Genomic DNA, 20,452 nt, shown 5'->3' on the forward strand with positions numbered 1-20,452 from the left:
GGTCAGTCGGTGGACAGCAGACGGGCGATCGTCGCCGGCTCCGCCAGGTGCGGGAAGTGGCTACCGGGCAGTACGGTCACCGTGACCTCCGGCAGGGTTTCCGTCAGCCAGGCCCGGTAGCGGGCCGGCGGCTCGGCCGAGGTCACCCAGCGGTAGGGGATCGCCCGCTCGCCGATGGACCGCAGGTCCCGACGTCGCGCGGCGGCGATCTCCTCGTCGGATCCGTGCAGGATCTCGTCCCAGTAGCCGAGCAGCAGGTCCGGTCGGGGATCGGTCGCCGTCGTCACGACCTCGCGCGCCTCGGCCGGCAGCGACTCGATGCCCATCCCCGCCAGCATGCGATCCCACACCTCCCGCCACTGCGGGCCGCGCAGCGTCGGCTCGGCCAGACGTACCGCCGCACCGAACGGGCCGGGCAGCAGGATCTGGTCCAGATTCACCACTCCGCGCACCGGATAGCGTGCCGCGTACGCCGTGGCGACCACCGCGCCCACCGAGTGCCCCACCACGACCGGATCGGCGAGACCCGCAGCGGTCACCTGGCCGTGCACGACCGCGGCGACCTCCGCCATCCGGTAGGAGTCCCGCCGGGGTGAGTCGCCGTGACCAGGGAGGTCGACGGCGAGGACCCGCCGGGTCGGTTCGATCACCGCGAGTTCGCTGCGGACCGGATCCCACTGCCGCCGGTCGAAGGTGAGGCCATGCAGCAGCACCAGCGGCGGACGGTCGCCGTCCTCATTCATTGACGTGCCTTCCCCGATTTGTCGGTGCCGCCCGCAGGCGTTCGATGGTGAGGTCGAGAGCCGCTTCGAGGTGGTCGATCTTGCCGGTGGAGAGCAGCAGCAGCACGCCACCCTGGATGCCGGCCAGCAGCGCCGCCGCGGCGCGGTCGGCGTCCACCTCCCCGGCGATGTCGCCTGTCGACTGCATGTGCCGAATGCCCACGGCGATAGCCTCCTGCCACCGCCACATGAGCCCCGTCACGATGGCCTGCGCGCCCGGAGCGCGTCGGCCGGTCTGGCCGAGCAGACCGTTGAGCGGGCACTTCACGCCCTGCGCGAGGTAGCGCTCGATGAGCCGGTCGCGCCACGCCTGCCAGGCCGACCAGGACGTCAGGTTGCTGAGCATCGGCTCCTGGTCGACGAGCACCTGGTCGGCCTCGTGCTGGGCCACCGCGAGCAGCAGCTCCTCCTTGCCGTCCGGGAAGTAGTGGAAGAGCTGGCCCTTGCTGGTGCCCGTGTGGGCCATCACGTCCTCGAGGCGTACCTCGTCGACGCCGCGCTCGCGGATCTCGGCCGCCGCGCCGGCGACGATCCGCGCCCGGGTCGCCTCGCCCTTGCGGGTCAACGCGCGTGTCATGGCCCCACCCTAGCCCAGTTCTGGACTTGCAGGTCCAGATTTGCCGAGCAATGGTCGGGGACGCGCGGTCGGGTCCGCGCCCCCATCACGATCGAGAGGGCACCACGATGAACCACTACTACCTGCTCGGACGTTCGGGTCTGCGGGTGAGCCGGCTGGCGCTGGGCACCATGAACTTCGGCGTCGACGGTTTCCACGCCGCGTACGGCAAGACCGAGGAGGAGTCGGAGCCGATCTTCCGCAGGTATCTGGAGGCGGGCGGGAACTTCATCGACACGGCGGACTTCTACACCGCCGGGGAGAGCGAGAAGATCCTCGGCCGCCTGATCGACAGGGCCGACGTTCGCGACCGGCTCGTGCTCACCAGCAAGTTCACCAACACCGTCGACCCGACCGACCCGAACGCCAGCGGCAACGGCCGCAAGCACATCATGCGGGCAGTGGAGGCGTCGCTGCGCCGGCTCGGCACCGACTACCTCGACCTGTACCTGCTGCACACCTGGGACCGGATCACCCCGATCGAGGAGGTCGTACACACCCTCGACGACCTGGTGCGCTCCGGCAAGATCCGGTACGCCGGGCTCTCCGACGTGCCGGCCTGGTACGCGGCCCGCGCGCAGAGCTACGCCGAGGCGCACGGCCTGGCTCCGATGATCAACCTGCAGCTCCCCTATTCCCTGGTCGGCCGGGGGATCGAGGCGGAGTACGTGGCGATGGCACAGACCGTGGGGATGGGGCTCACCGCGTGGAGCCCGATCGGCGGCGGCCTGCTCAGCGGCAAGTACCGGCGCACCGGCGACGGCCTGAGCGGTACCGGCCGGTTGACCACCCCCAACGCCGCGGGTCGGGAGATCAGCTCCGACGACTGGAAGGTCATCGAGGCGCTGGAGAGCGTGGCGGCCGACCTGGGACGCAGCATGGCGCAGGTGGCGATCAACTGGGTGGTCACCCAGCCCGCCGTCGGCTCGGTGATCATCGGGGCGAGCAGCGCCGAGCAGGTCGGCAGCAACTTCGAGGCACTCGACTTCGAGATCCCGGCCGACGCCCGCCGTCGGCTCGACGAGGCAAGCGCCCCGAACCTCGGACTGCCGTACGGCATGTTCACCCCGCAGTACCAGTCCTGGGTGGTGAGCCCCGGCCTCGGCATCGGCGACAAGCCCGCCGGTTACGCCCCGCCGGTGTTCAACGCGGCGGCGCGGTAGTCGCGGCCCGCAGCGGTGCGCCGCGGAGGCATGTCGACTGCTCCGCGGTGCGCCGCCGGGTCGGCGGTCGCGCTCAGCCGCCGACGGTGACGGTCTCGACGAGCCCGGACGTCGGCGCCGGACCACCCTCGTAGAGGTCGACGTAGAGCCGGAGCAGCTCGGCGGCGTCGGCGCCGAGCGCGGTGAGGTCGAGGGTGTTGTGGCGGACGCCCCACGACTCCGGCAACGCGCAGACCCGCAGTGTGACGCCGTTCGCCCGCGCGATCCGGCGCGGCACGGTCACCGCCGCGCCGGGGTCCACCACCGCGTCGAGCGGGCTGATCGCCACGGCCGCGCTCAGCAGGCCGGTCCGTCGTGGCGGACGCGGCAGCGTCCGTGCGATCGTCAGGTACTGCGTGACGGCGGAGAACGAGTATCCCCGCGAGGTGACGCGATCACGCAGGAGACGACGCCCGTACAGCGTGATGAGTGGTCGGACCGCGAAGGCCGGCGCCTGCCGGGGATCCGGGCCGAAGAACGGCGACAGCACCAGCAGCCGCCGCACGACGTCGCCACGGACCTGGGCCAGCCAGGCGGCAAGCACCGCGCCGCCGGAGATGCCCACGACACCCACCTCGTGCCCCAGGCCCGCCGCGACCGTCACGGCCTGCGCGGCGTACGTCGTCAGCTCGGCGGCCTCGACCCGGTGGTGGGCCCGCGTGTCGACGGTGCCGTGGTGCGGCGCCCGCGGTATCCACACGTTGTAGCCCCGGGCGAAGAACACCTCGGCCAACTCGTCGTACTGCTCCGGCGCGAGGGTGTATCCGTGCAGCAGCAGCACTGCCCTGTCGGTACGCGAGCCGTGGCTCAGCAGGCGGCTGCGCGACTCCGGCCGGATGTCCGGGTCCGCGGTCTCCGCCGCCCGGATGGTCTCGGCGACGCGTGTGGCGGCGTCGAAGTCCAGCGGGTCGGCCGGCACGAGCCGCAGCTCACGGCGGCGCAGCGGCCAGAGGTAGAGCCCGGCGACGGCCGCCACGACAAGCGCCGATCCGCCGACGACGAGGGCGATGATCTCCGGCATGGGCACAGATCCTGGCAGGAGGCGGCGTTGCCGCCGGTGCGGGGTGCGCCCCGGGTGACGCGGGGCGCACCCCGAGTGGCTACGCCGTCTCGGCCGGCGGCTCGAACAGCACGCGCGAGCGGAGCTGCCGGAACCCGGTGCGTTCCAGCTCGGCGAGCACCGCGACGCGGTGGGCGTCCACGTCGGCGATCACCTCCCGGGCGCCTCCGGCGGCGAGCACCCGGACCGCCTCGGCCAGCAGCTCACCGCGCGCCGCGTCGTCGAGCAGGCCGAGGTACGCCAGAAGTGGGTAGCAGGCGTCACCGGCGGTGCCGACCAGGCCCACCGGTTGCCCGGCCCGCACCCCGACGCGCCACTTGTCGGTCGACTCCCCCAGCCAGGCGAGCGGATCGCTGGCCAGGTCGACGCCGGCGACGGCACGCGCGATCTCCATGCCGGTCAGCACGTCCGGCTCCGCGACCCGGGCGACCAGGGCGTTGATCTCGGCCGCGTCCACTGGTGGACGGAAGCTGTACCGCCCGGAGGTCGTCGGCAGCGGCGTGCCCGTCCACGAGCACCTCAGCCGCTCACCGTGTTCGACAAGCCCGGCGAGCCGCGCCGCCTCCATCGGCGCGGTGACGACGGCCAGCACCTCGGGTCGGCGTCGCCAGTGCGCGGGCAGGGCGGCGTAGTACCGACGGGGACCGCCCAGCGCCTCGTGGGCGGCGTGCAGCAGCGCGGCGCCCACCTCCGGCTCGGCGGCCAGGTCGAACCGTTCCAGCCAGGGGGCGCCCACCGCCCCGGGCGGGAGCAGCCACGCCGCCCGGCCGACCACCCGGCCGCCGCGCAGGGCGACCCAGGTTCTCTCGGGCCGATAGCCGCCGCCGGTGATGCCGTCGGCGTACGCGATCTGCCGCAGCTGGGGCAGCGGATCGATCATGGAGTCGAACAGGTTTTCCTCGCCCGCGACGAGCGGGCGGATGACCAGAGTGGTCATTGGTGGACCTCCGGAAAGCGAGCGCCCCGGGTCAGATCCGCGTGGACGCCTGTGCGCGGAGGGGGCGCAGAACATCGGACATTGTTCTGACCTCCTCTCGGCTCGACGGCGTGCCCGCCAACATACGCGAAACGCCAGCACCCCACAATGCCCGGCTCACAACGTCGGGTTGGTCTCCGAGCCGCGTCTGTGGACCTGCCCGTCGGCGACGGCGATGCCGGCGAGGATCAACGCGGCCACGGCGGTCACGGCGACCGGTGGGAGGAAGACGCTGGGCAGCGCGGCCACCGCCAGCACCAGCGCGCCGACGAACAACATCTGGCAGCGCGGAGCGGACCGGTACCTGCGCTCCAAATAGCTCCGGCCGATCAGGAACAGCACCGGGCCGCCGAAGATGATGGCCACCAGAGCCCAGTCGATGGGCGGGTGGGGATCCTCGATGACCTGCCCGAAGCCGACGGCGGTGCAGATGATGCCACCGACGATCAACAGCAGGCTGTAACTCGCCCACCGGGACAGCTCCAGGCCCTCGCCGGTGGCGCTGCCGGTGGGCTGCCGGCCCGGTCCGACGTGGTAGAAGTAGATCCGCCAGAAGGCCACCACCGACACGAACGCCGCGACCAGCGTGATGGTCCGTCCGGTCGAGAAGCCGGGAAAGCTGACTGCGGCGCCGGCTTCGAGCACCACCTCGGCCAGCGCGATCATGAAGAACTGGTTGAACCGCTCGGCGAGGTGCACCTGAGAGACCTCGGCCATGCTGGCGAGCGGTCGTCGGCCGCGCCGGGGCACGGGCCAGGTGGTCGCGGCCCCGATCAGCTCGACGGCCACCGCGAGGGTCCAGAAGACGCCCCGGCCGAGGCCTCCGTCGATGCCGCCACTGATCCAGAGCGCGCCGGACACCGTGTGCCAGGTGAGCACCCGGACCGCGAACGACTGGCTCGGATGGCCCCGCAGCGCGAACGTCAGGTAGAGCGGTCTGCCGATCTGGATGAGGACGTAGGTGCAGGCGAAGATCACGCCGCGCTGGCCGAACGCCTGCGGCAGGGAGACCGCAAGCACCAGTGTGCCGAACATCGTCGCCAGCAGGACGACCTGCAGATCGGTGCGCCGGGGGTCGTAGGTGCTCGCCAACTGGGCGTTGAGGGCCCAGATCATCCACACCGCAGTGAAGAACAGCAGCGTCTGGCCCGCTTCGGACAGCAGTGTGTGCCGGACGATGGTCAGGTCGTCGGCGACCCGCCCGGCGAGACGGGCGAGCGCGAAGACGTACACGATGTCGAAGAGCAGCTCCAGGACGGTCGCCGAGCGCGGGCTCCTGCTGTCGGCCAGCCCGCGCATCCAGGTGCGCGTCAGCATGGCCGCACCCCCTCGCCGACCGGTCCCGCCTCGTACCCGTTGAGGGGACTTTATCCCGGTCTGTCGGTACGCCCGGCGGTTATGCCGGATCGCCCGGCGGACGGTCGCCGATGCCGCCTCGCGCTCGACCGACCCCGCGCCGCCACCGCCTCGGACGCCTCGTCCGGGCCCGCCGCCGCGGTCGCACCCGCCGGTCCGTCCGCAGGCCCGCGCGGCCGAGCAGCCGGATCAGCAGCCAGCAGAACAGCGCCAACGCGCCGAACAGAGCGATGGTCACGATCCGCCAACGCATGCTGTCGACCTGCAACATCTCCGGCAGGAGCGCCGCGACGCCGGCGACCGCGGTGACCGCGAACAGCCACTGCAGACGCTGCTGGAACAGCGCCGTCTGCAACCCGAAGAGCTGGCTCAGATTGCTGCGCAGCAGTTCGAGGCGCTGCCGGGCCGCCTGGAGGTGCCGGGGAACCCGCAGCCCGTCGATGAGGAACGTGGCAACCGCGATGCGCATCGGATCGCGGTACATGAGGTCCACGTTGCCGACCTCGGCCAACCCTCGGCTCAGTTGCAGTTGGACCCGCGCCAGTTGGGTGATGCGCGCGCCGAGCGAGTGACCAGGCCCGACGAGTTCGTCGCGGTCGTTCGGGTCCACCCCCACCCACAATTGGCAGAAGAACCACTGGGCGTGGATCTGGCCGTACATGTCCTGGACCATCCGTACGGCCGTCGGCGCACTCTCCACCCCGTCGTGCAGGACGGCCACGGTGGACCAGCCGGTGGTGCGGACCAGCAGGCCGGGCAGGCGCAGCGGCCCGTCGTCGGCCGCCGAGCCCGAGGTCACCGGCAGGGCGGAGAGCCGCAGCAGCGACTCGACGAGCGGGTCGTTCTCGTTCCGCTCGGGACCGCGCAGGACGAAGAACTGACGCATGTTCTGGAACGGGTAACGGCGTTCCCGAGGCTCGAAGCCCTCCGACGCGCGCAGGATGGCGCGGACCGCCTGCACGTGGGCGGCCACGGTCAGCCCGCCGTGCTCCCGGGGCTCGGCCTCGATCACGCTGAGGTGCCCGGCCAGGTTCGGCGGGAAGGTGTCCAGGTCGCGCAGGTGCCGGAAGTAGTCGAGGGTGTTCTCGCGCACGAGGTCGTCGTAGAACCGGCAGATCTCCTCGGTGCCGACCGCCGGCTCCGGCGCGGCGAACCGCAGATCCACCGAGATCACGCCGAGCGCCGGGTAGATCACGATCCGGGTGCTTGTCGCCCAGGTCGTACGGCCGATCCGCACCGGCGACGTGCCGAGGGAGATCTGCAGCACCGGCGGATGGGTGGCCAGGTAGGAGATGTTGTACGCCCGGGTCTCCTCGTGCTGGACGACGTCGACCGAGGTGGCGCCGAGCCTGGCCAGCAGCGGGAGCGCCGGCTCGACGTCCTGCACCGTGCCGCCGAGGTCGAACTTGACAGGCACGTACACGTGATCGATATCGAGGGCCACGTATACATTCTGGGCGTACGGCACAACCGGGTTACCCGCCGAGGTGACCTACCGGAGGTCGACGTGGTCGCGCCACGAGTGCCGGGGCTCGTAGCCCAGCACCCGCCGCGCCTTGTCGATGCTGAGCAGGGTCTCGTGCTCGCCGAGGTCCTTACGGATCTCGACACCCGGGTAGACCTCGGCCATCAGGCTGGCGCTCGACGAGGTCATGACGGTGTCGGCGTTGGCGATGATGAACACGTCCGCGCCGGGCCGGTCGTACGCGAGCGCCCGCTCGACCGCCTGGGCGCCGTCGCGGGCGTCGATGTAGCCCCACAGGTTCCACCGCCGGGAGTGCGGGTCGGCGTCGAAGGAGGGGAACGGCGCGTAGTCCTCGACGTCCATCACGTTGGAGAACCGCAGACCCACCATGACCAGCTCCGGGTCCCAGCGGCAGAAGTGCCGCGCCATCTCCTCCTCCAGGGCCTTGTTCAGCGAGTACGTCGACTCCGGTCGCGGCGCGTACTCCTCGTCGACGGGCGCGTACGGCGGCGGGGTGTCGAACGGCAGCCCGAGCACCGTCTCGCTGGACGCCCACACCACCCGCCGGATGCCGGCCGCCCGGGCGGCGGCGAAGACGTTGTACGTGGCGGCGGAGTTGTTCGCGAACGTGGCCGCGTTGGACATCAGCCCGGGCGCCGGAACCGCGGCCAGGTGCACGACGGCCTCGACGCCGCCGGCGTGCTCGTCGGCCCCTCCGGTGAACGCCTCCACCACCTGCCCGTAGTCGGTCAGGTCGACGAGCAGGAACTCGCCGTCGACGTCGCGGGGGTCGCGCCCGCCGACACGGTCCACGGCCAGCACGTCGACGCCCACGCCGCGCAGGTGGGCGACCACGGCGCGGCCGAGTTTGCCGGTGGCGCCGGTGACGACGACGCGTCCGGGGAGTACGGAGTCGGTCATGGCCCCATCCTCTCCGGCCGGCCGGGACACCCCGCACGCGGGTGCGTCCGCGCCGCCACCAGCCGCATCGATCAGGAATCGAGAAGTACGGGCCGGGGGTCCTACCTAGCATGGCCAGCATGGACATCACCATTCACACGACAGTTCTTCCGCACGTCGACCCGGACGCCTCGGTGGCCTTCTACCGCGACGTCCTCGGCTTCGAGGTCCGCACCGACGTCGGTCAGGGCACGATGCGGTGGATCACCGTCGGCCCCGTCGACCAGCCCGGCACGTCAATCCTGCTGGCGCCGCCGGCCGCCGACCCGGGCATCACCGAGGACGAGCGGCGCACCATCGCCGAGATGATGGCCAAGGGCACCTACGGGTGGATCCTGCTGGCCACCCACGACCTGGACGGCACCTTCGAGAAGGTGCAGGCCGGCGACGCCGAGGTCGTCCAGGAGCCGACCGAGCAGCCGTACGGCATCCGCGACTGCGCCTTCCGCGATCCGGCCGGCAACATGGTCCGCATCCAGGAACTGCGCTGAGCCATGTGTCTCGCCGCCTGGGGACGTGCACGCGCCGAGGCGCAGCACCAGAGGATCACGGATCTGACTGGAGGAGACATGGCGGGCGTGCCACCGCGTGGGCTCGAGGAGCGGCTGAGAGACACGCGCGAGAGGCTGGAGAGCGACATCGATCTGTGGGTCGCGACCTCGGGCTCGCCCGGCGGCGTACACCTCATTCCGCTGTCGTTTCTCTGGGACGGGACCGCCTTCCTTATCTCGACGCCGCGCGACTCGGTCACCGGCCGCAACCTTCTGGCGGATGCGCGGGTGCGGCTCAGCCTGGGGCCGACGCGCGACGTCGTCATCGTCGACGGCGTCGCCGAACCGGTGGACAGCACCGACCTCGGCCCTCGAAGGCGCGACGCGTTCGCGGCCAGGACGGGCTTCGACCCGAGCGGGCTGGACGAGCCCTACCAGTACTTCGTGATCCGGCCGCAGCGCATCCAGGCCTGGCGGGAGGCGAACGAGCTGCGGGGACGCGTCCTCATGCGCGACGGTCGTTGGCTCGACTGAGCCACTCGGCCTCCCGCGCGCCGCAATCCGCGTCCTGGCGTGCGCGGGCCGGGCGGGTGCGTACCGTGCAGGGGTAAACGCTCATGCGAGGAGGAGCCCTCATGTCCAAGCCACCGCTTCCCGAGGCCGCGGTCGAGATGCTGCAGAAGCCGAACCCGGCAGTCATGACGACGCTTCGCAACGGTGGTCAGCCGGTGTCCGCCGCGACCTGGTACCTGTGGGAGGACGGTCGGATCCTGGTGAACCTGGACGAGAGCCGCCGCCGGTTGGAGCACATCCGCAACGACCCCCGGGTGTCGCTCACGGTGCTTGACGAGGCCGGCTGGTACACCCACGTCAGCATCGTCGGGCACGTCGCCGAACTGCGCGCCGACGAGGATCTCGCGGACATCGACCGGCTGTCCCGGCACTACACGGGCAATGACTATCCCCGGCGGGAACGCGCTCGGGTCAGCGCCCTGATCGAGATCGACCGCTGGCACGGCTGGGGCTCGCTCAAGGACAACAGCCAGGTCGGCTGACCGCCCGCCGCAGGGACGGCGGCGGAGTGACGGCTCTTGACCGCAGAGCGTGATCGGCTTAACTTCATCAATCAGATAAGTGTCTTTACTAATTCTGCTTGATCCCTCGTGGGAGTGCCGATGCGACAACTGCGCCACCGCCGTTTCACCGCCGTCGTCGCCCTGGCGACACTGCTGCTCACCGCCGCCCCGCCCACCGTGGCGAGCGCCGGCGGCAGGCCCGACCGCCAGCCCGGCTACCACCGGGTCGGCTACTTCACCCAGTGGGGCATCTACGGCCGGGCCTTCACGATCAAGAAGCTCGACGCCTCCGGGGCGGCGAGCCGCCTCACCCACCTCAACTACGCCTTCGGCAACGTCAGCGAGGACGGCCGCTGCTATGTGGACGGCGGGCCGGGCGAGGGCGACGCCTGGGCCGACTACCAACGGCCGGTCCCCGCCGAGGAGAGCGTCGACGGCGTCGCCGACGCCCCCGGGCAGGCGCTCAACGGCAACTTCGGCCAGCTCGCCAAGCTGAAGGCCAAGCACCCCGACCTCAAGGTGCTGATCTCGCTTGGCGGATGGAGCTGGTCGACGTACTTCTCCAACGCCGCCCGCACCGACGCCTCCCGCAAGGCGTTCGTCGCGTCCTGCATCGACCTGTACCTCAAGGGCAACCTGCCCGGCAGCCCCGGTGCCGCGGCGGGCGTCTTCGACGGCGTCGACCTCGACTGGGAGTGGCCGAACTGGGACGGCGAGCCCGGCAACGTCATCCGCCCGGAGGACCGGGAGAACTTCACCAAGCTGCTCGCCGAGTTCCGCCGCCAGCTCGACGCGTACGGCCGCACGACAGGCGCGCACCACCCGCTGACCGCGTTCCTGCCCGCCAACCCGGCCACCATGGACGCCGGCTACGAGGGCCGCAAGATCTTCAAGTACCTCGACTTCGGCACCGTGCAGGGGTACGACTTCCACGGCGGCTGGGAGGCAGTTGCCAACCAGCAGTCCGCCCTGCGCGTGCCGGCGGGCTCGCCGGACAACCCGGACTTCTCCGTCGAGGTGGCGATCGACGGCTGGCTCGACCGTGGAGCGCCGCGCGGCAAGCTGGTCCTGGGCATCCCCTTCTACGGTCGCGGCTGGACCGGCGTCACCGGCGGCGGCAACGGGCTGTTCCAACCGGCCGCCGGGCCCGCCCCGGCGACGTACGAAGCCGGGTACGAGGACTACAAGCAGCTCAAGACCCTCGCCGGCAACGGGTACACCGTGCACCGCGACCTGCGCGCCGGACACGCCTGGCTCTTCGACGGTACGACCTTCTGGACGTACGACGATCCGGCAGTCGTGTTGCAGAAGATGCTCTACATCAGGCGTACCGGCCTGGGTGGCGCGATGATCTGGTCGCTCGACGGCGACGACGACAACGCCACGCTGACCAAGACGATCGGCCTGGGCCTGACGACCCGGTAGGCGTACCCAGCGCGGCTCCCCTGATCAGGTGATCAGGGGAGCCGCCCCTTTTCCGGGGTCACCGAACGCACCGCGGCCTCGATGACGGAGGTCACCTGGTCCATGTCACGAGCCTGGTGGACGTCCAACTCAGCCGACCACCCGCCCGGGCCGGCGAGCCGCACCGTCACGTCCTCGCGACGATGGGTCAGCCAGCCGGCGACCGCCTGGACCAGCACCATGGCGGACGCCGCGTCGCCGACTCCCACCCGCAGCACGTCCGTGTCGTCGGCCGACACCTCATCGGGCGGCGTTGACCTCACCCCGTCGCGCAGCCGGTCCTCGGCACGCAGCCAGGACGCCAGCGACCGCCGAGCATCGGCGGACGGAGAATCCGGATGGACCGAGAGCCTGATCATCTCCGACACGGCCTGCTCCTTCGAGAGGACGACGAGCCCACCGCATCATCCTGCCAGTCCGCATCGGTACCGGCACGCCGTGTAGTGAAGAATGTCGATCAACCCTTGACCGTCGTGTCGGCCGGTTCATAGGCTCCGGCCACTGCGAGGCTTTCCCCGAGAAGGGAACCCGAGACATGGCCCCATCGTCACGTCCGTTCTGGATGGTCCCCCCGAAGCGGCTGGCGGGCGCCGCCACGATCGCGCTCCTGGTCGGCATGACTCCCCTGCTCGGCGGCACGTCGGCCGCCGGCGCCGCCCGACCCGCGCCGTGCAGCGACGACCCGACCGCACGCATCAGCACCGTGCCGAGCCCGGAGGCCGCGCTCGGCTTCCCCCTCGGCGCGGGGCAGGAGCGGGTGGTCACCAACGACGAGGTCCGCGCCTACCTCGGGGCTGTCGACAGGGCCTCCGACCGGGTCGTCACGGGCGTGACTGCCACGAGCGTGCTCGGCCAGCCCCTGCCGTACGCGGTGGTGTCCAACGAGCGCCACGTGCGACCGTCCGCCCTGCGAAAGATCGCCGACGACGTACGGGACCTGCGCGATCCCCGCCGTACGAGCGCTCGGACGGCCGCCCGTACGGCGAAGGACGGCCCGGCCATCGTGTGGGTCACCGCGAACGTGCACGGCGGTGAGAAGAGCGGCACCGACGCGGCGCTCAAGACGCTGTACGAGTTGGCCGCCGGCCTGTCCTGCGAGGTCGCCCGGCGCAACGACAACCTGGTCACCATCATCGTCCCCACGCAGAACCCGGACGGCCGCGACGCCACCAGGCGGCAGAACGAGTTCGGCTTCGACCTGAACCGGGACTGGTTCGCCCGCACCCAGCAGGAGACCGACGGCAAGCTCGAACTGCTGCGCCGCTACCCGCCGCAGGTGTTCATCGACGCCCACGAGATGGGCGGCAGGCAGTACTTCTTCCCGCCCAACGCCGACCCGATCCACCACGAGATCGCCGGCGAGGCCGTGGACTGGATCAACCGGATCGGCGAGGCAAACAAGGCGGGCTTCGGCTACAACGGCGCCTGCGACGACACGGTCACCACCGAGTGCTACTTCAACTACGACACGTACGACCTGTTCTTCATGGGCTACGGCGACACCGTGCCGACCGCCGGCTTCGGCGCTGCAGGCATGACGTACGAGAAGGGCAGCGCCTCGGCCGTCGCCGACCGGGTGCAGCAGCAGTTCCACACCCAGTGGTCGACGCTCGGCTGGGCCGCCGCGAACAAACGTGAGGTGCTGGACGGCTACTTCGACATCTGGACCGACGCGCTCGCCGAGGGCCGGGCGGGCATGCTGGAGCCGAACGAGGTGGTGCAGCCGACCAACGAGGTCCAGTTCCCGGTGCCGGCCGTCACGATCCGCTCCTACTTCCTGCTGCCCGACAGGCAGCTCGCCGACGTCCGCCGGCTCGTCGAGCGGCTGCGCCGCATGGACGTCGAGGTGTACGAGGTGCGGCAGCCCACCCGGGTGCCCACCGCGCGGGTCTTCGGCGGCCGGAGCGCCACGAACGTGACGGTGCCGAAGGGCGCGTACTGGATTCCGATGGACCAGCCACAGAAACACTGGATCCAGGCGATCATGGGCGAGGACCCGTACGTCCCGTTCCCCTACTTCTACGACGTGTCGTCCTGGAGCAACCCGCTGCTGATGGGTGTGTCCACGATCTACACGGGGGACACCGTCCGGCCGAAGGCCCAGCTCGTCCGGGGCGTCACCGGCGGTCGGAACGGGCTGGCGTGGCCGTGGGGCTCCTACACGTACCCGCTTGACTCGGCCGCCGCCGCGGAGTTCACCTTCGCCCTGCTCGGCCGCGGCGTGCCGCTCGTGCGGGACCTGACCACCAGCCGGGTCGCGATCCCGGCGGCCAGACTGAGCCGTACTGTCGACGACCTGGCGAAGGCGGCCGGGGTCACCCTCACCCCGGGTGGACGACCTACCGGCACGAGCCTCGCCCTGCCCGACGTGGGACTGTTCCAGGGCACCGGCATCTCCACCACGTCCGGCTCGCACGGTGAGGCCCGCTACGTGCTCGGCAAACGGTGGGGCCTCGACCTGAAGCCGGTCACCACCGCCGACATCAACGACAACACCGAGGCGTTCACCGGGCGTACGGTGCTGCTGGTCCCCGACGGCAGCAGCGCGACAGGCGGTCTGACCGCCACCGGGCAGGCCCACCTGCGCGACTGGATCGCCCAGGGCCACACCTACGTCGGGCTGCGCAACGAGGGCACGCGGCTGGCCCGCGCCGCCGGGCTCACCTCCACCACGGAGAAGACCACACCCGCCGACTACCTGGTGATCGGCTCGCACCTGCGGGTCGACGTCGACACCGACAACCCGGTCGCCCTGGGCCGCCCCGCCGAGGACTTCGAGTTCAACAACAGCGACCCGATCCTCAACCCCAGCACCACCGGGACGAACGTGCTCACCTACCCGACCGGCGACACGTTCTGGGCCAACGGCTACACAGTCGGCGCGGACATACTGAAGGGCACGGCTGCCGTCGTCGACGAGCCGACCGGCGCCGGCAGGTCGGTGCTGTTCGCGTTCAACCCGCTCTTCCGGGCGTACAACGAAAATGGTCTGCACCTGGTGGCGAACGCGCTGCTCTACCCGCCCGGCGTGCCCGACGCCCGACGCGCGCCCGGCATCGACGCGGCGCGCGCGAGCGCCGCCGCCGCGCCGGTCGCGGCGGACCTCGGCGGCGGATGGCGGCCGATCACGATCGAGGTGGCGGCGACGGACCTGGCTCGCACGCGGGCCATCGTCGAACGCTTCGCCACCGACGCACAGACGTCCGCGAAGGGCACCTCGGCGTACGTCGTGATCCCCAACCCGCGAGGGCTACAGGCCGACGAGCACCCGTTCACCGCCGATCTGGTACGCGCGCTGCGCGCCGCCGGAGTGCCGCTGCGATCGGTGGTCGCCTGACCGTCCCCCGCACAGCGAAGCGCCTGAGCGACGTCTTGTCCCGAACGAACTGTTCGGGACAGGCCCGAACTCGCCGTTGACCGGGCCGGACAGCCGCCGCCTGTGCGGAACAGACCTCAACGGTGGAAGTGTGTCGAACCGCGTCAATACGCTGGTGCCGGCCGCCGGATCCGTCGGCCCGACAGCACCACTCTCGGAGGTGGCACATGCAGGTCCAGCGTCTTGCGCTCACCATGTCGATGGCGCTCGCGGCGGTCGCCGGCGCCCTGGTCGTCGGCGCCGCACCGGCCTCCGCGGCCGTCAACGACGACCATTACGTGACCTATTGGGACAGCAACGCGGGCTGTCAGGCCGGTCGCCTCGACTTCGTCGACTACGGCGAGGGCGCACCCGGCGGCGGCATGAACGACGACTACTTCGTCGTGCGGGACACCTGCGCCAACGGTGACGGCGTCCTGGGCCGCTTCTACCTCAATGGCGTCCTGACGGACACCAGGTACAACGGCGGCGGCTCCGGGAGTTCGGTCATCTGGGACCCGGCTCAGATCTACGCGAACGACGTCGTCCGGATGGAGATCTGCGGGGCGGACGGTCCTCAGGACTACACGGGCTACTCCTGCAACTCCACCACCTTCCGCAGCGTCGACGGCTGACGAAGCGCTCGTCGGCATCGAGCATGCCGACCACGTCACGCCGCGTTCGACGTCACGGCCGACCGGGGGGCGGTAGAGAGGTTCGGAGGCTGTGGAGCTGATGTCGTCAACGAATCAGGTGCGCGCGTGGGGCGCCGGGTGATTCGTTGGCGACATCAGCTCCACAGCGTCGATCCGATGGTGGTGCCCTCCGATGCGGGGGCGATCATCCGTCCGCCGGTCACGACCGCCGGGCGACCTCCGAGACGAACCCCTTCCCAACGCCTGCAGGGGGGATCATGCCCATCGACCAGCAACCACAGGTGCGGTCCGGTGACCTTTTGCACCTGACCCGCGCCGCGAGCCCGCAGTTCGCCCGGCCCATCATCGTCCGCGTGATTCGCGCCCTCACCGACCGACACACGTACCACGGTTGGTTGTGGATCGACGCCTACGGCCGGTCCTCGACGTGCGACGTCAACGGCTCGATCACTTCCGCACTGTCCGGCGGGCAGTGGGGTCGGCGCCTTTGGACCTGATGCCGTAAACGAATCACGCGGGCGGGGCGAGAGGGTGATTCGTCTACGACATCAGGTCCAAAGGGTCTCGACCAATGGCGCCGCCCTTTCGGGGGCGGGCGGTGAAGCCCGGCGCTACGCCGAACACCGTGAGGACGGCGGCTGCGATCCGGCGGGCTCGTCCTGACCACCGCCAGCGCCCGCTCGCGGCTTCGTCATGCCATCGCGGGAGATGCGGGTGGGCGCGATGCCGCCACCTGGATCAGTACCGGGGTACGGCCCGTGGAGAGGTAGCCGCGCCCTGGTGGGCCGGTGAGGTACTGGTCGGCTTCCAGGGTGATGCTGTGGGCCACCGCCGTCGTCCGGTTGCTCGGGGCCAGCACGAGTCGCGTCCCGGCCATCATGACGGCGTTGACCAGGCGGGTGAGCGGACTGGGGAAGCCGGTCAACAGGGGCGTGGCGTCGGCGGTGACGATCAGGGCCCGCCGGCCGCGAGCCGCGGGCTGGGCGATGTCGTCGAGCAGCGTGGGGCTGCTCGCGAAGCCCTGTTCGGTGGGCAGCACGGTGAGCCGGTCCACGTCGTCGACGACCACCGCGTACGGGTCGTCGCCGAAGGGCGTGACGGCGTCGCGCAGGTCGGTGTCCCTGATCGCGACGCCGGTGAGCACCCGAAGCCCGGGGTCGTCGGGGAGCAGCCCCGGCAGCGGGGACTGCGGCGGCGCGACGGCGAGTACGGCGATGCCGCGTCGGCGCAGCGCGTGTGCCACAGTGGCGGCTGCCGTCGTACGGCCGGTCCCGCCGGTCCCGGAGATCAGCATCAGGTGCGGCCCGGCCTCGAACAGGTCGACGCCGATGGCCGTGGTGTCGGGCCCACCGACTCCCAGCGGTATCCACGTCGACGGGCCCTGGTCCGCCGCAGGGGTGTCGAACGCGGCGAGGTCGATCCGGGACGGCAGGGCCGGGAACCGCCGGGGCAGCCGGTGGGCGGGCGTGTCGGGCGACGCGGCGGCGAGGTCCGTGGCCGACCGGGTCGGTAGGCACATCTGCACGTGCCGTCCGCTGCCGGCGTCGACGGCCCTCCCGGGCAGGACGGGTGGACTGGCCATGCCGCTCTGCAGATGCGCCCGCCGGGTCTCCTCCTTGGGGAACGGCAGGAGCAGCCGCCTGTTGTAGAGGGTCGGCAGCCGGTGGTTGAGCATGTCCTGGCCGCCGATCGGCACGACGTGCACCCCGAGTGGCGTACCCGCGCTGATGACGCCGCGCAGCGTGGCGACCAGGGACGTCTCGACGAAGGCCGGGTCAGCGTGGTCCTCGAAGTGTTCCCAGCCGTCGATGACGACCACGATGTGCGGTCGTGCCCCGTCCGGCGAAGACGCGGTGCCGGTGCGGCGCTGAATCTCCTCGTCGAGCCATGTGACCAGGCGACGGATCCGGTCGGGCTCCGCAGGCGAGAAAACCCCGCCGCAGTGCGGCAACGCCGCGTACTCGGCCAGGCCCGCCGGGTGCCGTTCCACGACGTACAGGTGGGCCTGGTCGGGCCGGAACCGGCCGGCCAGTCCGGTGATCAAGGTCCGGGCGAAGGTCGTCCGGCCGGACTGCGGGCCACCGGCGACGAGGAGCCGGTCGACACCGGCGAGGTCGAGAAAGTCCGCCGGCTGCGCCTGGCGTGCCGGGTCGTCGGCGAGGCCGAAGGGTACGGCAGTCGTCGGCGCGGCGGTGGTCTCCCGCGTGGGAAGCTCGTCGACCGGAAGCGTGGCCGGCAGCGGGGGCAGCACCGGTCGGAAGGGGGCCGCCAGCCCGGAGCGGCCGGCGGCGTCCTCGATCGCCGCGATGGTGAGCTCCTGGTCGGTGGGGCCACCGCCGGCCGTCGGCGCGACGGTGGGTCGTGGGGCGCCGAGGTCCGTCGGGCTCAGGACCCGGACCACGGCCGGGGCCGCCCCACCGGCGGGCGGCGGGTCGCCGAGATAGCCGGACTGGAACGGTTGCGGGACGCGGCTCTCGGCGGTGGTGCACAGGATCATGCCGCGCCCGCGCAGCGCGCCGGGGATGCGTGCGGCGTCCGCCACACCGAGCACCTCGGTGCTGTCGGCGGGTTCGTTCTGCCGCAGGCTGATCCGCAGGGACACGTTGTTCTTCAACTCCGGCGACAGCTTGCCCTGCAACGACTGTGTGGCCAGCACGAGGTGCATGCCGAGCGAGCGGCCCTTCGCAGCGACGTTCACCAACTCCCTGACGAAGGCCGGAGAGGCGTCCAGCACCCGGCCGAACTCGTCGAAGATCAGCACGAGTCGGGGCAGCGGCGGCAGGGCCGCGCCGCCCAGGCGCTTCTGCCAGTACCTGTCGATCTCCCCGTCGTAGCGGGCCAGCAGGGACTCGCGTCGGCTCACCTCCGCCCGGATGGAGGCGAGGACCCGGGCCGCCGCCGCCTCGTCGAACACGTCGGCGGGGGTCTCCCCGGTGGATCGGATGAGGGCGACGACGTGTGGGCAGTGTTCGAAGGGCAGGAAGGCGCTGCCGCCCTTGAAGTCGACGAGCACCAGGTTGAGCTCGTCGGGCCGGTTGGCCAGCAGCAACGACGTGACAAGGGTTTGCAGCAGGATGCTCTTGCCGGCGCCCGTCGCGCCGCCCAGCATGGTGTGCGGACCCTGGCCGGCGAGGTCGACCGACACCGGCCCGGTCGCGTCCGCGCCGAGCACGACACGGGTACGCGGACCCCGGCCCCTCTCCCACAGCGCCAGCACGTCGGCGGCGGTAGGTGTGCCGAGGTCGAGAAGGTCGAGCAGGCGTACCGCGCGCGGGATGGCGTTCTGGGTCGCCCCGAGGGTCGCCCGGTCCCGCATCGGCGCCAACGCCCGCGCCAGCCGCTCGGCGGTCGCCGCATCGATCCGGTCGGCGTCGACAGTCACCGCCTGGCCGTCGGGGCTACCGGTGAGCCGCGCCGAGTCCCCCGACACCTCGATCAGTCCCCGGCACTCGTTCATGCTGTGCCGGTCGGCGCAGATCAGGTGCACCCCGACCGCCGGCCCGTCCCGCAGCACCTCGTCCATCCCGGGCAGGTCGCGCAGCGCCAGCGCGCCGTCGAGGACGACGACCACCTCCGCGAACCGCTGCGGGTCGCGCTCGGCACGCCGGGACGCGACGAGGGTACGCAACTCGCGGACGCGCTCGGCGCGGGTGGCGGCGGTGTTGCCGATCCGGCACGAGTAGGGCGCGGCGTCGCCCGCGTCGACGTGCGGCAGCCAGCGTGCCCAGGCCAGGGCGCCCACCTCGGCGGTGCTGAGCAGCACCATCCGCAGTTCGTCGGGGCCGCGCAGGGTGGCCAGTTGCAGCAGCAGCCAGCGCAGGACGTCGCGGACCGCCTCGTCCGGGCCGATCACACCGAGCACACCGACGGCGCCCAGGTCGACGGTGATCGGGACAGCCGACAGCTTCGGGGGGCGGAACTCCGGCCAGGGCTCACCGCGTACCGTCACCGACGCCGGCTGGTCGGCGGTGCCGACCCGCAACGTCAGCGCCTGCGGTGACCCGGCCCGCCGGGTCCACAGACCGGATCGCACACCGCCGGCGATGTCCACGATCTCGGCAGGGCTCGGCGCGAGTGCCAGGCGTACCCCCTGCTCCGCCTCGACCTGGGCGGCGATGGCCGATTGGACGGCCTTCTTCGTCGTGGTGAAGGCGGCCTCGCGCTCCGCGTCCTGCTTCTCCTGCGCGGACTGGTTGAGCAGGAAGCCGACGAACGACAGCGCCGTGCCGACCAGCAGGATCGGCTGGTGAGCGAGCAGGGCGGCCCCACCGAATCCCCCGGCCGCCGCGAGGATCCCCGCCGCCGCGGGACCGCGCGCCATTGTCGTTCGCACCGGCATGGTCACCCCGGTGGTGGGGATGACCGGAACGCGGGCGAAGGCGCTGTCGAAGTCGATCCGAGCATCAGGGGCCCGGACGAGCCGCCGCGCCCCGGCGGGCAGGGGCGTCCACCGCAACTCGTCGCCGCCGATCTGGACGACGCTTGTCGACGACACGGGGATCGTGTGGGTGACCGCGCCGCCGTCGACGAACGTGCCGTTGCTCGATCCGCCATCCGTGATGGTGGCCGTGCCGTCCGGCGACACCTCCAGCAGGGCGTGCGTGCGGCGGGAGACGTCGGCGTCGCGCAGCGGCAGGGCCGCGCCTGAGCTGCGAGCTATCGGGTGGGTTCCGGGCCGCAGCGCGACGGCCAGGCCCGCGTCCGGGCCGGCAACCACATCGAGTACGCCCACCGCGCCGTCCGTGACGAGGCGACCGGCCGGGCCGGGGCCGCCCACGCTGAGCACCGAGCCGGCCAGCAGTGGGGTGTCGGCCAGGCGCGCGGCCGGGTCCAGCGCGACGGCACCGGCGAAGCAGCGGCGGCCCGTGGCCGGAATGGGCAGCACGGCCAGCAGGGATCGCACACTTGTGGCAGGCGTCGCGGTGATCTCGACGTCGTGCGTCGCCCCGGTGTCGACGTCCCGCACTGTCATTCGCAGGATCATGTCCGAACC

17 protein-coding genes are annotated in these 20,452 nt (G+C 71.5%); 8 read left to right on the forward strand and 9 right to left on the reverse strand.

Features of this window, described 5'->3' with window-relative positions; translation table 11 throughout:
• Positions 1-2 precede the first annotated feature (2 nt).
• The gene (locus OOJ91_RS06820; RefSeq protein ID WP_266243691.1) at positions 3-743 is read right to left on the reverse strand and encodes an alpha/beta fold hydrolase; all 741 of its coding nucleotides are present in this window, start codon (positions 741-743) and stop codon (positions 3-5) included.
• Positions 736-1,359 carry a TetR/AcrR family transcriptional regulator gene (locus OOJ91_RS06825; protein WP_266243694.1) on the reverse strand — a complete coding sequence of 208 codons (624 nt, stop codon included), beginning with the start codon at positions 1,357-1,359 and terminating at the stop codon, positions 736-738. Before OOJ91_RS06825 ends, OOJ91_RS06820 begins: the two co-directional genes overlap by 8 nt.
• A gap of 107 nt (positions 1,360-1,466) precedes the next feature.
• Here OOJ91_RS06825 and OOJ91_RS06830 point away from each other — a divergent pair, with 107 nt between their 5' ends.
• Positions 1,467-2,561, forward strand: a complete 1,095-nt coding sequence (locus tag OOJ91_RS06830) for an aldo/keto reductase (RefSeq protein ID WP_266243697.1) — start codon at positions 1,467-1,469, stop codon at positions 2,559-2,561.
• Between the two features lie 73 nt (positions 2,562-2,634).
• On the opposite strand, the gene OOJ91_RS06835 is transcribed toward OOJ91_RS06830, so the two are convergent.
• The 5 genes from OOJ91_RS06835 to OOJ91_RS06855 all read right to left on the reverse strand — a co-directional run bounded on the left by OOJ91_RS06835 (position 2,635) and on the right by OOJ91_RS06855 (position 8,378).
• Complete coding sequence (locus OOJ91_RS06835; RefSeq protein ID WP_266243699.1) at positions 2,635-3,621, reverse strand: alpha/beta hydrolase; 987 nt, start codon at positions 3,619-3,621, stop codon at positions 2,635-2,637.
• Positions 3,622-3,700: 79 nt separating this feature from the next.
• On the reverse strand, positions 3,701-4,597 hold the full coding sequence (locus OOJ91_RS06840) for an acetyltransferase (RefSeq protein WP_266243700.1): 897 nt from the start codon (positions 4,595-4,597) through the stop codon (positions 3,701-3,703).
• Positions 4,598-4,753: 156 nt separating this feature from the next.
• On the reverse strand, positions 4,754-5,953 hold the full coding sequence (locus OOJ91_RS06845) for a low temperature requirement protein A (RefSeq protein WP_266243701.1): 1,200 nt from the start codon (positions 5,951-5,953) through the stop codon (positions 4,754-4,756).
• A 79-nt stretch (positions 5,954-6,032) separates the two neighbouring features.
• Complete coding sequence (locus OOJ91_RS06850) at positions 6,033-7,436, reverse strand: hypothetical protein (RefSeq protein ID WP_266243702.1); 1,404 nt, start codon at positions 7,434-7,436, stop codon at positions 6,033-6,035.
• A 48-nt stretch (positions 7,437-7,484) separates the two neighbouring features.
• The gene (locus OOJ91_RS06855) at positions 7,485-8,378 is read right to left on the reverse strand and encodes an NAD-dependent epimerase/dehydratase family protein (RefSeq protein ID WP_266243703.1); all 894 of its coding nucleotides are present in this window, start codon (positions 8,376-8,378) and stop codon (positions 7,485-7,487) included.
• 119 nt (positions 8,379-8,497) lie between these two features.
• Here OOJ91_RS06855 and OOJ91_RS06860 point away from each other — a divergent pair, with 119 nt between their 5' ends.
• From OOJ91_RS06860 to OOJ91_RS06875, 4 genes are all read left to right on the forward strand, one after another.
• Positions 8,498-8,908, forward strand: coding sequence for a VOC family protein (locus OOJ91_RS06860; RefSeq protein ID WP_039908518.1), 411 nt, complete (start codon positions 8,498-8,500; stop codon positions 8,906-8,908).
• Between the two features lie 78 nt (positions 8,909-8,986).
• The gene (locus OOJ91_RS06865; protein ID WP_266243704.1) at positions 8,987-9,442 is read left to right on the forward strand and encodes a pyridoxamine 5'-phosphate oxidase family protein; all 456 of its coding nucleotides are present in this window, start codon (positions 8,987-8,989) and stop codon (positions 9,440-9,442) included.
• A gap of 101 nt (positions 9,443-9,543) precedes the next feature.
• The gene (locus OOJ91_RS06870) at positions 9,544-9,963 is read left to right on the forward strand and encodes a PPOX class F420-dependent oxidoreductase (protein WP_266243705.1); all 420 of its coding nucleotides are present in this window, start codon (positions 9,544-9,546) and stop codon (positions 9,961-9,963) included.
• A gap of 120 nt (positions 9,964-10,083) precedes the next feature.
• Positions 10,084-11,409 (forward strand): glycoside hydrolase family 18 protein, encoded by a 1,326-nt coding sequence (locus OOJ91_RS06875; RefSeq protein WP_266243706.1) that lies wholly within the window; start codon positions 10,084-10,086, stop codon positions 11,407-11,409.
• Positions 11,410-11,441: 32 nt separating this feature from the next.
• Here the strand turns inward: OOJ91_RS06875 and OOJ91_RS06880 are convergent, their stop codons facing one another.
• Positions 11,442-11,807, reverse strand: a complete 366-nt coding sequence (locus tag OOJ91_RS06880) for an effector-associated constant component EACC1 (protein ID WP_266245296.1) — start codon at positions 11,805-11,807, stop codon at positions 11,442-11,444.
• A gap of 203 nt (positions 11,808-12,010) precedes the next feature.
• Between OOJ91_RS06880 and OOJ91_RS06885 the strand changes: the two genes are divergently transcribed.
• The 3 genes from OOJ91_RS06885 to OOJ91_RS06895 all read left to right on the forward strand — a co-directional run bounded on the left by OOJ91_RS06885 (position 12,011) and on the right by OOJ91_RS06895 (position 15,956).
• Positions 12,011-14,785, forward strand: coding sequence for a M14 family zinc carboxypeptidase (locus OOJ91_RS06885; protein ID WP_266243707.1), 2,775 nt, complete (start codon positions 12,011-12,013; stop codon positions 14,783-14,785).
• Positions 14,786-14,991: 206 nt separating this feature from the next.
• Positions 14,992-15,438: a hypothetical protein gene (locus OOJ91_RS06890; protein WP_266243708.1), complete on the forward strand. Its 447-nt coding sequence runs from the start codon at positions 14,992-14,994 to the stop codon at positions 15,436-15,438.
• Between the two features lie 278 nt (positions 15,439-15,716).
• On the forward strand, positions 15,717-15,956 hold the full coding sequence (locus tag OOJ91_RS06895) for a hypothetical protein (protein WP_266243709.1): 240 nt from the start codon (positions 15,717-15,719) through the stop codon (positions 15,954-15,956).
• A 194-nt stretch (positions 15,957-16,150) separates the two neighbouring features.
• Here OOJ91_RS06895 and OOJ91_RS06900 read toward each other — a convergent pair whose 3' ends face one another.
• On the reverse strand, positions 16,151-20,443 hold the full coding sequence (locus OOJ91_RS06900) for an FtsK/SpoIIIE domain-containing protein (protein WP_266243710.1): 4,293 nt from the start codon (positions 20,441-20,443) through the stop codon (positions 16,151-16,153).
• Between the last annotated feature and the right edge of the window lie 9 nt (positions 20,444-20,452).

The organism is Micromonospora lupini (assembly GCF_026342015.1).
Classification (GTDB): Bacteria; Actinomycetota; Actinomycetes; order Mycobacteriales; family Micromonosporaceae; genus Micromonospora; species Micromonospora lupini_B.

Excerpts from the sequence above, each read along its gene's own strand:
- OOJ91_RS06865 (WP_266243704.1), top strand. The coding sequence starts at position 8,987 with ATGGCGGGCGTGCCACCGCGTGGGCTCGAGGAGCGGCTGAGAGACACG.
- OOJ91_RS06855 (WP_266243703.1), bottom strand. The coding sequence starts at position 8,378 with ATGACCGACTCCGTACTCCCCGGACGCGTCGTCGTCACCGGCGCCACC.
- OOJ91_RS06890 (WP_266243708.1), top strand. The coding sequence starts at position 14,992 with ATGCAGGTCCAGCGTCTTGCGCTCACCATGTCGATGGCGCTCGCGGCG.
- OOJ91_RS06900 (WP_266243710.1), bottom strand. The coding sequence starts at position 20,443 with ATGATCCTGCGAATGACAGTGCGGGACGTCGACACCGGGGCGACGCAC.
- OOJ91_RS06870 (WP_266243705.1), top strand. The coding sequence starts at position 9,544 with ATGTCCAAGCCACCGCTTCCCGAGGCCGCGGTCGAGATGCTGCAGAAG.
- OOJ91_RS06895 (WP_266243709.1), top strand. The coding sequence starts at position 15,717 with ATGCCCATCGACCAGCAACCACAGGTGCGGTCCGGTGACCTTTTGCAC.
- OOJ91_RS06845 (WP_266243701.1), bottom strand. The coding sequence starts at position 5,953 with ATGCTGACGCGCACCTGGATGCGCGGGCTGGCCGACAGCAGGAGCCCG.
- OOJ91_RS06885 (WP_266243707.1), top strand. The coding sequence starts at position 12,011 with ATGGTCCCCCCGAAGCGGCTGGCGGGCGCCGCCACGATCGCGCTCCTG.
- OOJ91_RS06830 (WP_266243697.1), top strand. The coding sequence starts at position 1,467 with ATGAACCACTACTACCTGCTCGGACGTTCGGGTCTGCGGGTGAGCCGG.
- OOJ91_RS06875 (WP_266243706.1), top strand. The coding sequence starts at position 10,084 with ATGCGACAACTGCGCCACCGCCGTTTCACCGCCGTCGTCGCCCTGGCG.
- OOJ91_RS06825 (WP_266243694.1), bottom strand. The coding sequence starts at position 1,359 with ATGACACGCGCGTTGACCCGCAAGGGCGAGGCGACCCGGGCGCGGATC.
- OOJ91_RS06835 (WP_266243699.1), bottom strand. The coding sequence starts at position 3,621 with ATGCCGGAGATCATCGCCCTCGTCGTCGGCGGATCGGCGCTTGTCGTG.
- OOJ91_RS06880 (WP_266245296.1), bottom strand. The coding sequence starts at position 11,807 with ATGATCAGGCTCTCGGTCCATCCGGATTCTCCGTCCGCCGATGCTCGG.
- OOJ91_RS06860 (WP_039908518.1), top strand. The coding sequence starts at position 8,498 with ATGGACATCACCATTCACACGACAGTTCTTCCGCACGTCGACCCGGAC.
- OOJ91_RS06820 (WP_266243691.1), bottom strand. The coding sequence starts at position 743 with ATGAATGAGGACGGCGACCGTCCGCCGCTGGTGCTGCTGCATGGCCTC.
- OOJ91_RS06840 (WP_266243700.1), bottom strand. The coding sequence starts at position 4,597 with ATGACCACTCTGGTCATCCGCCCGCTCGTCGCGGGCGAGGAAAACCTG.